This window comes from Roseibium aggregatum IAM 12614 (genome assembly GCF_000168975.1).
In the GTDB taxonomy this organism is placed as follows: domain Bacteria; phylum Pseudomonadota; class Alphaproteobacteria; order Rhizobiales; family Stappiaceae; genus Roseibium; species Roseibium aggregatum.
In genome coordinates, this window is sequence record NZ_AAUW01000011.1 from 137,110 (window position 1) to 150,126 (window position 13,017).

Annotated in this window: 15 protein-coding genes; 7 read left to right on the forward strand and 8 right to left on the reverse strand. The window is 60.9% G+C overall.

What is annotated here, in order from left to right; all coding sequences use genetic code 11:
• Positions 1–30: 30 nt before the first annotated feature.
• The 6 genes from SIAM614_RS16115 to SIAM614_RS16145 all read right to left on the reverse strand — a co-directional run bounded on the left by SIAM614_RS16115 (position 31) and on the right by SIAM614_RS16145 (position 4,221).
• Positions 31–1,611, reverse strand: a complete 1,581-nt coding sequence (locus tag SIAM614_RS16115) for a hypothetical protein (protein ID WP_006936050.1) — start codon at positions 1,609–1,611, stop codon at positions 31–33.
• The gene (locus SIAM614_RS16120; RefSeq protein ID WP_006936051.1) at positions 1,583–2,065 is read right to left on the reverse strand and encodes a hypothetical protein; all 483 of its coding nucleotides are present in this window, start codon (positions 2,063–2,065) and stop codon (positions 1,583–1,585) included. Before SIAM614_RS16120 ends, SIAM614_RS16115 begins: the two co-directional genes overlap by 29 nt.
• Before the next feature lie 613 nt (positions 2,066–2,678).
• The gene (locus SIAM614_RS16130) at positions 2,679–3,050 is read right to left on the reverse strand and encodes a DUF6362 family protein (RefSeq protein WP_006936054.1); all 372 of its coding nucleotides are present in this window, start codon (positions 3,048–3,050) and stop codon (positions 2,679–2,681) included.
• A gap of 87 nt (positions 3,051–3,137) precedes the next feature.
• Positions 3,138–3,461, reverse strand: a complete 324-nt coding sequence (locus SIAM614_RS16135; RefSeq protein WP_157139901.1) for a ribosome modulation factor — start codon at positions 3,459–3,461, stop codon at positions 3,138–3,140.
• Positions 3,458–3,874 (reverse strand): hypothetical protein, encoded by a 417-nt coding sequence (locus tag SIAM614_RS16140; RefSeq protein ID WP_006936058.1) that lies wholly within the window; start codon positions 3,872–3,874, stop codon positions 3,458–3,460. Before SIAM614_RS16140 ends, SIAM614_RS16135 begins: the two co-directional genes overlap by 4 nt.
• Positions 3,874–4,221 carry a hypothetical protein gene (locus SIAM614_RS16145; protein ID WP_157139902.1) on the reverse strand — a complete coding sequence of 116 codons (348 nt, stop codon included), beginning with the start codon at positions 4,219–4,221 and terminating at the stop codon, positions 3,874–3,876. The genes SIAM614_RS16140 and SIAM614_RS16145 overlap by 1 nt, the downstream gene beginning before the upstream one ends.
• Positions 4,222–4,394: 173 nt before the next feature.
• On the opposite strand from SIAM614_RS16145, the gene SIAM614_RS30635 reads away from it, so the two are divergent.
• Together SIAM614_RS30635 and SIAM614_RS16160 are read left to right on the forward strand one after the other, a co-directional pair.
• On the forward strand, positions 4,395–5,129 hold the full coding sequence (locus SIAM614_RS30635) for a LexA family protein (RefSeq protein WP_006936061.1): 735 nt from the start codon (positions 4,395–4,397) through the stop codon (positions 5,127–5,129).
• Between the two features lie 218 nt (positions 5,130–5,347).
• A complete protein-coding gene (locus SIAM614_RS16160) occupies positions 5,348–5,671 on the forward strand; it encodes a hypothetical protein (RefSeq protein ID WP_006936063.1) in 324 nt (107 codons plus the stop codon).
• A gap of 32 nt (positions 5,672–5,703) precedes the next feature.
• Here the strand turns inward: SIAM614_RS16160 and SIAM614_RS16165 are convergent, their stop codons facing one another.
• Positions 5,704–6,186, reverse strand: coding sequence for an RNA polymerase sigma factor (locus tag SIAM614_RS16165; protein WP_006936066.1), 483 nt, complete (start codon positions 6,184–6,186; stop codon positions 5,704–5,706).
• Between the two features lie 374 nt (positions 6,187–6,560).
• Between SIAM614_RS16165 and SIAM614_RS16170 the strand changes: the two genes are divergently transcribed.
• On the forward strand, positions 6,561–6,923 hold the full coding sequence (locus tag SIAM614_RS16170; protein ID WP_157139903.1) for a hypothetical protein: 363 nt from the start codon (positions 6,561–6,563) through the stop codon (positions 6,921–6,923).
• Positions 6,924–6,988: 65 nt separating this feature from the next.
• Here SIAM614_RS16170 and SIAM614_RS16175 read toward each other — a convergent pair whose 3' ends face one another.
• Complete coding sequence (locus tag SIAM614_RS16175; protein ID WP_208984009.1) at positions 6,989–7,909, reverse strand: GlxA family transcriptional regulator; 921 nt, start codon at positions 7,907–7,909, stop codon at positions 6,989–6,991.
• A gap of 104 nt (positions 7,910–8,013) precedes the next feature.
• Between SIAM614_RS16175 and SIAM614_RS16180 the strand changes: the two genes are divergently transcribed.
• The 4 genes from SIAM614_RS16180 to SIAM614_RS16195 all read left to right on the forward strand — a co-directional run bounded on the left by SIAM614_RS16180 (position 8,014) and on the right by SIAM614_RS16195 (position 13,017).
• A complete protein-coding gene (locus SIAM614_RS16180; protein ID WP_006936077.1) occupies positions 8,014–9,174 on the forward strand; it encodes an acyl-CoA dehydrogenase family protein in 1,161 nt (386 codons plus the stop codon).
• Positions 9,175–9,177: 3 nt separating this feature from the next.
• On the forward strand, positions 9,178–11,205 hold the full coding sequence (locus SIAM614_RS16185) for an acetate--CoA ligase family protein (RefSeq protein WP_006936079.1): 2,028 nt from the start codon (positions 9,178–9,180) through the stop codon (positions 11,203–11,205).
• Complete coding sequence (locus tag SIAM614_RS16190; RefSeq protein ID WP_006936081.1) at positions 11,205–11,987, forward strand: carnitinyl-CoA dehydratase; 783 nt, start codon at positions 11,205–11,207, stop codon at positions 11,985–11,987. The genes SIAM614_RS16185 and SIAM614_RS16190 overlap by 1 nt, the downstream gene beginning before the upstream one ends.
• A 112-nt stretch (positions 11,988–12,099) precedes the next feature.
• Positions 12,100–13,017, forward strand: a complete 918-nt coding sequence (locus SIAM614_RS16195) for a BKACE family enzyme (protein WP_006936083.1) — start codon at positions 12,100–12,102, stop codon at positions 13,015–13,017.

The window sequence follows — 13,017 nt, forward strand, 5'->3', positions numbered from 1 at the left end:
AGCTGGCATCCCGCAGGCAAAGGTCGCGGATCAGAAACCGTCCAGCGGGTCGCCCAGTGGCGCCATCCGGCTTTCGGCTCCGGTTTTCAGAACCTTCTTCAGCTCCGCTTTCTGCTTCCATCCCAATGCCTCGACAATTGCATCCGCCTCGTCCGGGGAAGAGCCCAGCCGGTCCTTGATCTCTTCCTTGCTCTCAATCAGAATTTTCCCGTTTCGCATCTTCCAGCGATGCGCCGTCAACTGCGCCTTCACCGTCGCCGAACGCCGGATTGCCAGCCCCAGCCCGCTCTTGGGGTGCAAGGCTTCGCGCAAGCGCCAGTAAAGTTCGGCGCGCAAGTTGTAGAACGGGATCCTGCTGTCCTTTGCGCGCTCGCCCGACTGGGCGGAGAAGACGCATTTTTCCGCCGGAATGTTGTTTTCCCGCTTCAGGAATCCAACCGTGTCCCCGCCCCAGCCGCCGGTGCAGTCCACCACGATCATCGCATTGTCGCGCCGCTCGCGGATGATCAGCGAACCGACATCGGCACCGTCCTTCGTGTCGGTCCCCTTGCGCACGATGTTGGTCTCAAAGCGCCGGCCATGCAGCGGCTGCAGCACCGTCCGGTCCTTGCCGCCCTGGGCAACATCCACGGCAAGCACCGTCATCGGTTCGTCCCGATCGATGCCCTGGTCGTATCGCTCGAAGGCAAGGTCCACCCAGTCGGACGGGATCACCTGCCACTCGTGGTCCTGTCGGGCCGCCAGAAAGTCTCCGGTCTTCAGCGCCGTGCGCATCGGCTCGGGCATCTGGTCAAGCTGGGCGTCGTAGTCCGTTCCCAGAAAGCGGTTGTCCTGCCGACGTGCCGGAATGAAGGTCCGGCTCTTCGGCGTGCGGATCTCGCCTTCAATCTCAACCGGCTCCGGCCCGTCCACCCACACCGTGCGAATGGCATCGCCCTCGTCGATGAACACCGCCCACAGCATCTCTCCCGGCTGCACCTTGCCGTAGAGCGGATGCAGCGGATCGAGCCAGGGCGCGAACCAGTCGCTCAGGTAATCCCCCTGCCCGCCCAGTGGCGGATTGGTGGCGATCAACCCGCGGCAGCGCTGTCCCTTCCGTGTCGTGCGCAGCCAGCCGAGCACGAAGATGATCTTGCGCGGGTCCATCTGCGCCCCTTCATCGAAGGCCTTCAGGTCATGGTCACGGCCCTGCCAGTCCTCTTCCGCGCCCGGCAGACCCAGGTGGCCAAATTCGATCAGCCGTTCGTCGGGCCCGGTCCACCTTGGCGGGTTGCCTGAAATCTTGCCCATGCCCGCCTGGCGCATCAGCGCGTTCATGCGTTCGGTCAAGCCCTTCAGGGACTTGAGCGACTGGCGGAAAATCGCCACCTTGTGGTGGGCAAACAGCGCCAGTCCGGCAATCAGGTCCGTCTTGCCGCCGCCCGCCGCGCCGCCGTAAAGCGTCAGATCGGCTTCGGAGAAATAACCTTCCGTCTGCGGTCCGGCCTGAGGCCGCCAGACGGAAAACTGGTCCAGCACGCCCGCCTCATCCAGTTGTTTCTGCAAGGCAACCCGCTCGTCCGCGGGCATCTGGTCGATGTGGTCAATCAGCGTTTCGAGGGCCGTCGCCATCCTTTGGCATATCCTTTCCGGTCAGCAATGCCATCACGCCCAGAGCAATTTCCTCCGAGCTGCGCGGTTTCAATGTCTCGAGTGTCTGGCTGTCTTCCGGCCCGCTCCAGACCGGCCAGGCTTCCGGCTCCGTCCGGTCCCGCCAGCCGGCGCGGTTCTTCATGGCAAAGGTCCAGGCACTGGCGTTGAATTTCGCCAGTTCTCCCCTGGCGCCGTCCTTGCCGATCCGCTCCCATTCCAGAAGGCCGCGCCGCGCGGCCTCTTCCAGCTTTGCGGGCGGAAAGTCCTCGGGAAATTGTTCGGCGTAATAGCGGATCGTCCGGCCGTCGGCGTCCGGGAAACTGTCGATCGAATATCCGGCGGCAATATGCGCGCAAAACTCCGCGCACACTTTCCGGCGCGCTCTGGCCGTCGGCCACCTCAGCGCGCTGCCGCCCCCTTCTGGCAAAGTCATGGGTCGCACTTTCCTGCAAGTCGTCTGGAGGTCAGTTCAAGACACGGTCCGCGGCTTCCCCATCGCCGGTCCTTGGCCCCGGCGTTCGAAGCACCAGATGCAAAAAGCCTGCGCCTCGCTGAAATCGTCTTTGGCTTTGGGAAGAAGCGTAAAACCGGTACCAGGCCTCTTGGGCACACTGATCCACGGTAAAATAAGGAAGCCCCTTTTTGCCCGGTTTTGTCGAAGCTGTCCACGTCGCCCGAATGTCTGAAGCCACTGTTTAGGCACAGCTTTTCGAAAAGCCGTGCTCCAACGCGGGATTATCGACTGGCCCACGTTGTGCGCATCTGGTCAGTTTTTTTCAGCTCTTGCCGGAAAAATGCGCGCCCTGCCACTCTCCTGGGCATGCTTTTCCAATGTCTCGGGGGTTTGGAAAAAGGGCGGCGGAAATCTGGACCCACAGCGCTTGCGCAGAACCGATTGCGGCACTGTTTTTCGCGAGATCGGCTCAACGATCACCTTCGATCTTTGCCGAACAATGGCAGATTGCCGGTTGTCTGAATGGTCCGGCAATCTGGTTATTGGCTAGGGTGCCGCGTTTAAATGGAAAAATCCTGCATCGCGATTTGCTCTAGTTGAGCGCTTCCAGCTTTTCGGCCAGCCGGCGCAGCACCACCTTGTTGCGGCTGGTAACCGTCGAGCGTTTCCAGCCGTATTTCTCGCAGATCCGCGAAAACTTGCCACCGCCCGCCTTGCACATCACTTCAAACTGCAGTGCCCGGCGCGCGTCCGGGTCCTCGATCAGGGAGAACCAGGTAATTGCTTCTTCGGCCTGGCTGATCATGCGGGGTGAATAGATACGTCGGCGTTTGGCAACCTTGCCTTGGCATTCAGGCCAACTGGCCAGAACAGCGCGCGGTCCATCGCCCTTGCCGGTCGCCGCAACAACTTCGACAGCCTCCATCAGCCGGGCCAGGATCTGGTCAGGTGCACTCGTTTCCATACCATCGCTCTTCAAACTGTAGGTGAAACAGAACCGCACGGCGTAAGTCCCTTCCGTGCGGCATCACAGGCGCGCCCGAGGGCCTCGTTACTTGCCTTGGCTTTCACGTTCTTTCTGATAACCCTCTTCCCACAGGCCGAAATAATCGGCCTGTCGCGGGTAAGGATTGTCCTCGCGGGACTTGCCTTCCCTGCACGCAGTGGCTCCGCGTTCGAAGGCGAAAATCTGAGCTTTTGTCAAATAGCCGTTCATGATCAAAACCCCTTTCAAAATGCCGGTGAAAGATCCGTCCGCCGCCGGACCAGGGCCGGAGCGCAGCAAGCCAGGCGTGCAACCTCGAAAAGACTCAATGCAGCCGAAGATTGACGGCGGCAGTGTAATCAACCTGTCACAACTGACAATACAATTCATGCGGCAAGCCCCTCGCGTGGTGTTTCCAGAAGCTTATCGAGTTCGTAGGAAAGCAGAACGGCAAGCGTGACAGTTGGTGCTGCGGGGTTGATATGCCTGGCGCTGCCAAGCAGTTCCTCCAGATTGATCCGGTCGAATTGATCCAGAAATCCCCGGCGTTCTACCCAGTCAGGCTTGTTCAGAACTAGCCAGGACACGGCGGTGAAACAGGGGGCAGACCAGTTCCCCCTGTTCTCGGCCGTGTTGATCAGCCCGAACACGAGGCGCAGATGGTCCGCCCCGTGTTTTTGCAACAGGGTCTGGAAAGTGCGGCGGGCCTTCGACTGGTGCCGCCCCTGCACCCGTCTTGTGTGGCTGATAAAATGAACGCCATATTCGGCAGCAATCCTGTCAACCAGTCCTCCCGAAGCCATCAGACCCGACCTTTCTTCACCACCGCAGTGCCTTGCACGGCAGCAAATGCGGCTTCTGCCCTCTCCCGCGCTGTACGTGGCATTTGTTCACTTTTTGTTCTGGAATTAAAAAGGACTTGCCCTTCCCTTCCAGCGCTGCCGGCACCCCGCATTCTGGGCTTATGGCAGGAACCGCCGCGCGCGTCGCTGCCCTGCTTCAGGTTGCGCAGCTCAAGCGTCAGCAGCCTGTTTCGCGCCTTTTCCAAGGCGAATTCGTCCTCCAGCCTGGCGCTCGGCCGCTCGGCCCGGATCCTCAGGTGCGCAACCTTTGCCTGCGCTTCCTCAATTTCGTCCGTCAGGTCCCTCACCGGCCAGTCTCCTCTGTCCTGTTTCGAAGGGTTGTCTGAGTTTTCATCGTCACTCCCACGCATTCACTTGATGACACAAAATTCGTACGCTTATTGCGTACGTATGTCAACATGGACTCCGTACGTTTTTACTGCTAATACGTATGCATCGAACGTGACCCGGTGAGCATCTTATGGATATGGACGAACAATCGGCAGTCTCCCGCCAGCTCGCGGATCTGAAAGACCGAAGCGGTCTGTCTATCCGCGCCATTGCGCGGGCGATGGGCTATCAGAACGCGTCTTCCATCCAGCGGTATTTCAGCGCGGACTACATGAAACCGGCGCTGCCGTCGGACTTCGTGGCAAAGCTTCTTCCGGTCCTTCTGGGCAAGGGGGAACAGCCGATCACGCGTGAAGATATATTGGCGCTCGCGCCCGATTCCATTACCGACCTCGACGCCTCCAGCGCGCCTTCCAGGGCTGCAACACCCCTGGAAATCAAAGGCCAGGTGGCCGCTGGCCTCTGGATGGAATCCGCACTGTTCGAAACGGATGCCGCCAAAAAAACGAGTTTCGCAGGCGATCTTCGCTTCCCGAGCGAAAACCAATACCTTTTGCAAATCAATGGGGAAAGCCTCAACCGCATCGCCTGGAACGGCGACTTCATCCTGTGTGTCGACTATCTTGGGGCTGGCCTGGAGATCAAGTCCGGAGATCTGGCCGTCGTCGAACGCACCAGAGATGGCGGACACACCATCGAGCGCACCGCCAAGCGGATCATCCGCCGGAATGGCCAGATCGAACTGCAGCCGGAATCGAACGACCCGCGCTTTCAGGAGCCGGTGATCTTCAACGAGCACGACGAAGAAGCAACGGAAGTGCGGATCATCGCCAAGGTCTTGAGCGTGATCCGCCAGGTGGTCTGACAGCCCGCCGCATCGCCCCCACCCAAAGATAACCACACCGTTTGCGGACAGCCCTGCCACCTTCCGCGCAAGTGCCTTTTGTGGCCAAACACGACCGTACGCCGTCGACTCACGCAGCGATTGAAGCGTACGCTTTTGCCATATTTCAAAAAATTCATAAAATTGACATGTACGTTTTTTGCGTATATTCTCTCGGTCTATTTTAGACGGAGGCTTATATGACGTTGAACCTCGACATGTCGTTCTATTCAGTGATTTGCGAACTTGGAAACTGCTTCTACACACCGGAAACAGATGTCTCCGACATGAGACTTTCCAGGATCATCGAGGACCTCCAGACCGGACAACTCGAAAAGGTCCAGGCGGTTCTGGAATTCAATCCCGCGGAAGGCTGGTGCAACAATATCACCGGCGAAGTGCTCTCCGCCGCCTTCCCCGAGACTAGGGAAAACGAGGAAGAAGCGGCGGAAGACTGGTCGGATTATCAAACGGAGCGTCTGACCGCCCGAATGGCCGGTGTCCCGGTCAGGGTCGCGGCCTGATAACGGGAGGCTGAACAGGCGCCTGCCGGCTGTCAGACGGCGGCAAGCAGGTGCCGGGCACGGGAAAGCCGGCTTTTCACGGTGCCAACCGCGACGCCGGTTTGCTTGGCAATCTGCCCGGTGGACAGGCCCGAAAACACCCGCAACTCCAGGGCGTTCCGGTCTTCGGGCCTCAGCCCTGCAATGCCCCTGGCGACATCTTCCAGCTCCAGGTGCTTTTCCTGAGCGGGCAGTGCCTGGGTTTCCTCCAGCCAGTCCTCGATAGGCAAATGATCCCCCCTCCGCGCAAGCCACTTGCGTTCGTCGCGATAGGCGTTGCGGGCAATCGTGAACAGCCAGCGGCGCAGCTCCGTGCCGCAGTGAAAGCTGGCGTGGTGCCGCAAGGCCTTTTCCAGAGAGGTTTGCATAAGGTCGTCACCGGCTTCCGGGTTTCGGGTCAGCGAGCGGGTGTATCTGCGCAAATGCGGTATTTCGCTTTGAAGGTCTTTTGTGAAATCGTCCTTGGTACAGGCCATCGTTACGTTCCTGTTCTGCTGTTTCTGGACGAGATGTAAGACGCCGCGTGCCCGGCGAAAGCGCGCTCAAGACCTTGTCATTTCAGTTTGAATAACAGGGCAAAATCCGGCCCGGTATCTCTCCGCACGATCACGGCCCGGTGAAGCAAACGGCATTTTCTCAGAGGACGGTAATGAACGCGCGCTTGGGGTGAAACCGCGTGGTGCGCAAGGCCGGCTCTCTCTCACACCGCCTCATGTTTTTGTGTTGATCTTATTACCAGACCAGCCGCAACCGGTCCGCTTCCGTGTCGTTGTTCCCGGCATGAACAGCATCAGGGACCAACAAACTCCTGCAGCCATTCATGAGCTTAACAACCAAACGGAGCATGATCATGCGTACATCCAGAAAACTTCTCTCCACCCTGCTGACAGCAGCCTTTGTCTCCGGCGCGCTGGCCGGCAATGCCTTTGCCATCGATCCGGACGACACCCGCGGCGACCTGAACGGCGACAAGCCTGTGTCTGTCCGCATCCAGCAGACCGTCAACGCAAAGGCCCTGGCCGAAGCACGCAGCGGCAACCTGCTGATCTTGCCGATCGTAGGCAGCTACAACGGTGAAGAACGGCTGACGGTTGCCCAGCAGCAGGTTGCCGGTGCAAGAGCACAAGGCGCAAATGCAAAAAGGCCGCTGCACATCCTGCCTTTCCAGGGCGATTGGAACGGCACTGCAAAAGCCGGTTTCCCGCACCAGTAAGGTCTTCAACCTTCCAAGAAAGGGCCGCGCATTCTGCGCGGCCTTTCTCGTTTCAGAAGCGTCGACTATCTCAAGCGCCGGTGCTCGCGGGGAGATTGGCCGAATTCCTGCCGGTAGGCGCGTGTCATGGCGCTTGCGTTTCGATAACCGCAGCGTTCCGCAATCTCGGCAATGCCCAGCCGCGTCAGCTCCACCATCCGCCGCGCCTCGCGCAGACGGATCGCCTTGTAGACCCCAAGCGGCGTCATCGACATTTCCTGCTGAAACCGGAGTTCCAGCGTGCGCTGATCGACCTTCAGCTGCCGGGCGAGATCTTCAATCTGCATCGGTGTTTCGATGGTTCGCCGCATCAGTGCTGTTGCACCCCGCACAAGAGCATCAGACGACAGGCGCTTGTGCGGATCGTGCATGTCCAGCTTGTCGCCATACATGAACATGGCCGCAACCTCGAGCGCAAACATGGGGCTGTGGTGCCGCTTGATCAGTTCCAGCGCCAGTTCAAAGGTGGTCGACGCCCCGCCACAGGTGCAGACGTTTTCATCCAGCACAAACCGATCCTCGACGACGTCGACCTCGGGGAAGCGCTCGGCAAATCGGGTCAACTCATCCCAGTGGATCGTTGCCCTGCGCCCCTCCAGCAGTCCGGCCGCGGCCAGAAGCCAGGCTCCGGTATCCATGCCAACCAGGGTGCCGAACCGTTGCCTTGCAGCTTTCAGGGCACGCAGCATGCCCTGACCTGCAAAGGTCTCGAACCCGTAGCTCGGCATGATGAACAGATAGTCCCCACCGGGCTTGGCCTCCATCCAGCCAGACGTCTCAACCGGCAGACCGCTGGACGACCTGACGGTACCGCCACCAAGGCTGACATGCTCCCAGGAATAGAGCTGCTTGCGCGCAATCGTATTTGCCGCCCGGAAAGGCTCGATCGCGTTCGCCAGACAATGGTTGGAAAAGCTCTCGAACAACAGGACGCAGATTTTTCTCACTGAATTCGATTTCTGTGAAATCGGCATGATTTCCAACCAAAACCGCACAATAGCCTGAGCCCGTTTGTCTCACTCTCGCAGGTCTGAGGCAAGAGGAGCATCCAATGCATTTTGGGTTGAGCGAAGAGCAGGAAATGATCGTCTCCACCGTGCGGTCTTTCGTGGAAAACGAGATCTACCCGCATGAGGATCTTGTCGAGAAAACCGGGCAGGTTCCTGCCGAACTCGGCGAGGAGATCAAGCGCAAGTGCATCGATCTCGGCTTCTATGCCTGCAACTTCCCCGAGGAAGTCGGCGGAGCGGGTCTCAGCCATCTGGATTTTACACTGGTGGAACGCGAACTCGGACGCGGGTCGATGGCGCTGAACCACTTCTTCGGCCGACCGCAGAACATCCTCATGGCCTGCAAGGGCGACCAGATCGAGCGTTACCTTCTGCCGGCTGTCCGCGGCGAGAAGATGGACGCGCTTGCCATGACCGAACCCGACGCCGGCTCGGATGTGCGCGGCATGAAATGCCAGGCGGTACGCGACGGCGGCGACTGGGTCATCTCCGGCTCCAAGCATTTCATATCCGGCGCGGAACATGCGGATTTCTTCATCGTCTTTGTCGCAACCGGCGTCGACGAAACCCCGAAAGGGCCCAAAAAACGCATCACCTGTTTTCTCGTCGACCGGGGCACGCCCGGCTTCGAAGTGCGCGAAGGTTATCGCTCTGTCAGCCACCGGGGTTACAAGAACTGCATTCTTTATTTCGACGGCTGCCGCCTGCCGGACAGCCAGGTCCTTGGCGAGGTCGACGGCGGCTTCGAGGTGATGAACGAGTGGCTTTACGCCACCCGGCTCACGGTTGCCGCCATGAGCGTCGGCCGGGCCCGCCGCTGTTTCGATTACGCCGTCAACTATGCCGCGGAACGCAAACAGTTCGGCCAGGCAATCGCCAGGTTCCAGGGTGTCAGCTTTCAGGTCGCCGACATGATCACCGAGATCGATGCTGCCGACTGGCTGACCCTTGCCGGCGCCTGGCGTCTTGACCAGGGCCTGCCCGCCAACCGCGAAATCGCCAGCGCCAAGGTCTATGCCTCCGAAATGCTGGCACGGGTGACGGACACTACCTTGCAGATCTTCGGCGGCATGGGCCTGATGGACGACTTCCCCATCGAACGCTTCTGGCGCGATGCCCGCGTGGAACGGATCTGGGACGGCACCAGCGAGATCCAGCGCCATATCATCAGCCGCGAACTCTTCCGTCCGCTCGGAGCCTGATCCATGCGCTCACTTGAACGCCTGCTCCGGCCGCGCTCCGTGGCGATCATCGGTGGTGGCTCCTGGTGCCGGAACGTGCTTCGGGAATGCCGCAAGGCCGGTTTCGCGGGGAACCTCTGGCCGGTGCATCCCAGCCGGGAGGAGATCGACGGCTGCCGGGCTTACGCCTCTGTCGAAGATCTGCCCTCCGCCCCCGACGCGGTCTTTATCGGCGTCAACCGGCAAGTGACCGTCGAGGTTGTCCGCTCGCTGGCAAGCCTTGGCGCTGGCGGTGCCATCTGCTTTGCCTCCGGCTTCAGCGAAGCAATCCGGGAGCTAGCCGATGGCGCGGATCTCCAGGCTGCGTTGATCGAGGCGGCCGGCGACATGCCGATCCTCGGCCCCAACTGCTATGGCTTTCTCAACGCGCTCGACGGAGCGGCCCTCTGGCCAGATCAGCATGGGCTGATCCCGGTGGAACGCGGTGTTGCTATCATCGCGCAGTCCTCCAACATCGCACTGAACCTGACGATGCAGGCACGCGGTCTGCCGATTGCCTATCTGATGACCGCCGGCAACCAGGCTCAGACGGGCCTCTCCGTCATCGGCAGCGCACTGCTGGACGACGACCGCGTAACTGCCATCGGCCTTCACATCGAAGGGCTCGATGATCTTGCAGCCTTCGAGGCTTTCGCTCGCAAGGCGCACGCGCTTGGCAAACCCGTCGTGGCCCTGAAGGTCGGCCGCTCCGAGGCGGCACAAGCGGCAACGGTTTCGCACACGGCGGCTCTCGCTGGCAGCACGGCTGGCTCAGACGCTCTGTTCAAACGGCTCGGCATTGCCAGTGTGGGCAGCCTGCCCGCGCTTCTGGAAACTCTGAAACTGGTTCACGTTGCAGGCCCTCTGCCCAGCGCCAACATCGTCTCCATGTCCTGTTCGGGCGGAGAAGCCAGCCTGATCGCCGACACGGCCGTCGGCCGGCAGATCACTTTCCCGCCGCTCGGTCCCGCGCAAAGAGCAGCTCTGTCCGAGGCCCTCGGCCCCAAGGTCGCCCTCGCCAATCCGCTCGACTATCACACCTACATCTGGGGAGACGGCCCGGCCATGACCCGGTGCTACATCGCCATGATGCAGGCGGACGTCGCCTTGGGTATCGTCATTCTCGACATTCCGAGACTGGACCGCTGCGATCCGGAAGACTGGCTGAAGGTGATCGAACCGGTGGAAGCGGCCATGAAGGCCTCCGGCAAGCCGATGGCGATTGTAAGCTCCCTGCCGGAGACCATGCCCGAAGCCCTTGCCGCCGATCTCATGAAACGTGGCCTTGTGCCTCTCTGCGGGCTGGACGATGCGCTGACAGCCATCGAGGCAGCCGCCTTTCTGGCGTGCCCCTTGTCAGCAAAGCCAATCCGGATACCCCGACCTGTCGCCGACCCCCGTCTCCTGTCGGAGCAGGAGGCAAAAGCCCTGTTGCAACGGTACGGCCTCAAGGCCCCGGCAAGTGCCATTGCCGGCAGCCCGGAAGCCGCCGCCCATGCGGCCGAGGAGATCGGATTTCCCGTGGCCCTGAAAGGCACCGGCATCGCCCACAAGACCGAAGCCGGAGCTGTTGCCCTTGATCTGCAATCAGCCTGCGAGGTCCACTCCGCAGCTAGCGGGATGCCAGCCTCTTCGTTTCTTGTGGAGGAGATGATCACCGGCAGCCGTGCCGAACTGCTCGTCGGCATCGTCCGGGATCCCGCGCACGGCTACGTCCTGACACTCGCCGCCGGCGGCATTCTGACCGAGCTACTGGAAGACAGCACCTCGCTGATCGTTCCCGCAAGTGACGAGGAGATCAGGAGCGCCCTTGAAAATCTGAAGATCGGCCGTGTCCTGACCGGATATCGCGGCAAGCCGCCTTGCGATCTGGAGGCCATTGTTGAAGCTGTGCAGGCAGTGCAGGCGTTCGTTCTGTCGGCCCCGGTCGAAGAAGTGGAAATCAACCCGCTGCTCTGCGGCGTGGACTTCGCCATCGCAGTCGATGCGCTGGTGAGAATGGGAGAAAACTGATGGAAAGCCCCATCAAGACCGAAAAACGCGACCACATTCTGGCTGTCACGCTCGACCGGCCAAAGGCCAATGCCATCGACCTGATGACCAGCCGGATCATGGGCGATGTCTTCACCGACTTCCGCGACGATCCGGACCTGCGGGTGGCCATCGTGACCGGTGCCGGCGATAAATTCTTCTGCCCCGGCTGGGACCTGAAGGCCGCGGCCGGTGGCGATGCGGTCGACGGCGACTACGGCAAGGGCGGTTTCGGCGGCCTGCAGGAATTGCGCGGGCTCAACAAGCCAGTGATCGCCGCCGTCAACGGCATCTGCTGCGGCGGCGGGCTGGAGCTTGCGCTTTCTGCCGACATCATCCTGGCAGCAGACCATGCCACCTTCGCCCTGCCGGAAATCCGGTCAGGAACTGTGGCAGATGCTGCCAGCATCAAGCTTCCCAAGCGCATTCCCTATCACATCGCCATGGAAATGCTGTTCACCGGCCGCTGGATCGAGGCCGAAGAAGCCGCCCGGTGGGGCCTCATCAACCACATCTACCCCGGACAGGATCTCATGGCGGAGGCCTGGAAACTGGCCGGGTTGCTCGCGTCCGGTCCTCCGCTCGTTTATGCCGCGATCAAGGAGATCGTGCGCGAGGCGGAAGACATGAAGTTCCAGGACGCGCTCAACCGCATCACCCGAAGCCAGTTTCAGACGGTGGAAACGCTCTACCGCTCGGAAGACCAGAAGGAAGGCGCTCGCGCCTTTGCCGAAAAACGGGATCCGGTCTGGAAGGGCCGCTAGATCATCCTGCGCTCGACCACATCCGCAAAAGACAATCCAACACTTTCAAACCAGTCAGCTTCTGGCAGTTCAATCGATACCGGTTCAACCGCCACTGATACAGGAGGACCCAATGCCATTGACCATGAACCGCGACGTCTTCATCACCTGCGCGGTAACCGGTTCCGGCGGGACACAGGACAAGTCTCCGCATGTGCCCCGCAGCCCGAAGCAGATCGCCGACAGCGCCATTGATGCGGCAAAGGCCGGCGCGGCCGTCGTCCATTGTCATGTGCGCGATCCGGAGACGGGAGCTCCGTCCCGGCGGGTGGAGCTTTACCGCGAAGTCACGGATCTCATTCGCGCTGCCGATGTGGATGTGGTTCTGAACCTCACCGCGGGCATGGGCGGCGACATCGTTTTCGGGTCCACCGAAAGCCCCCTGCCGCTGGTCGAAAAAGGCACCGACATGGTCGGCGCAACCGAGCGCATGGCGCATATCCGCGAATGCCTTCCTGAAATCTGCACGCTCGACTGCGGCACCATGAATTTCGCCGAGGCCGATTACGTCATGACCAACACCCCGGGCATGCTGCGCGCCATGGGGGCCATGATGACCGAACTCGGCGTGAAGCCGGAAATCGAAGCCTTCGACACCGGTCACCTCTGGTTTGCCAAGCAACTCGTCAAGGAAGGCACGCTCGCCTCCCCAGCCCTTGTCCAGCTTTGCATGGGCGTGCCCTGGGGCGCGCCCAACGACCTCAACACCTTCATGGCCATGGTCAACGCCATTCCGGATGACTGGGCGTGGTCGGCCTTCAGCCTCGGCCGGGACCAGATGCCCTATGTGGCTGCCTCCGTTCTGGCCGGTGGCAATGTGCGCGTCGGTCTGGAAGACAATCTCTTCCTGGAAAAGGGCGTTCTTGCAACCAATGCCCAACTGGTTGAAAAAGCGGCCGGACTGATCGAAGGCATGGGGGCCAACATCATCGGCCCGCAGGCCGTGCGTGAAAAGCTGGGCCTGACCAAGCGCGCGCCGGTGAGCGCCTGA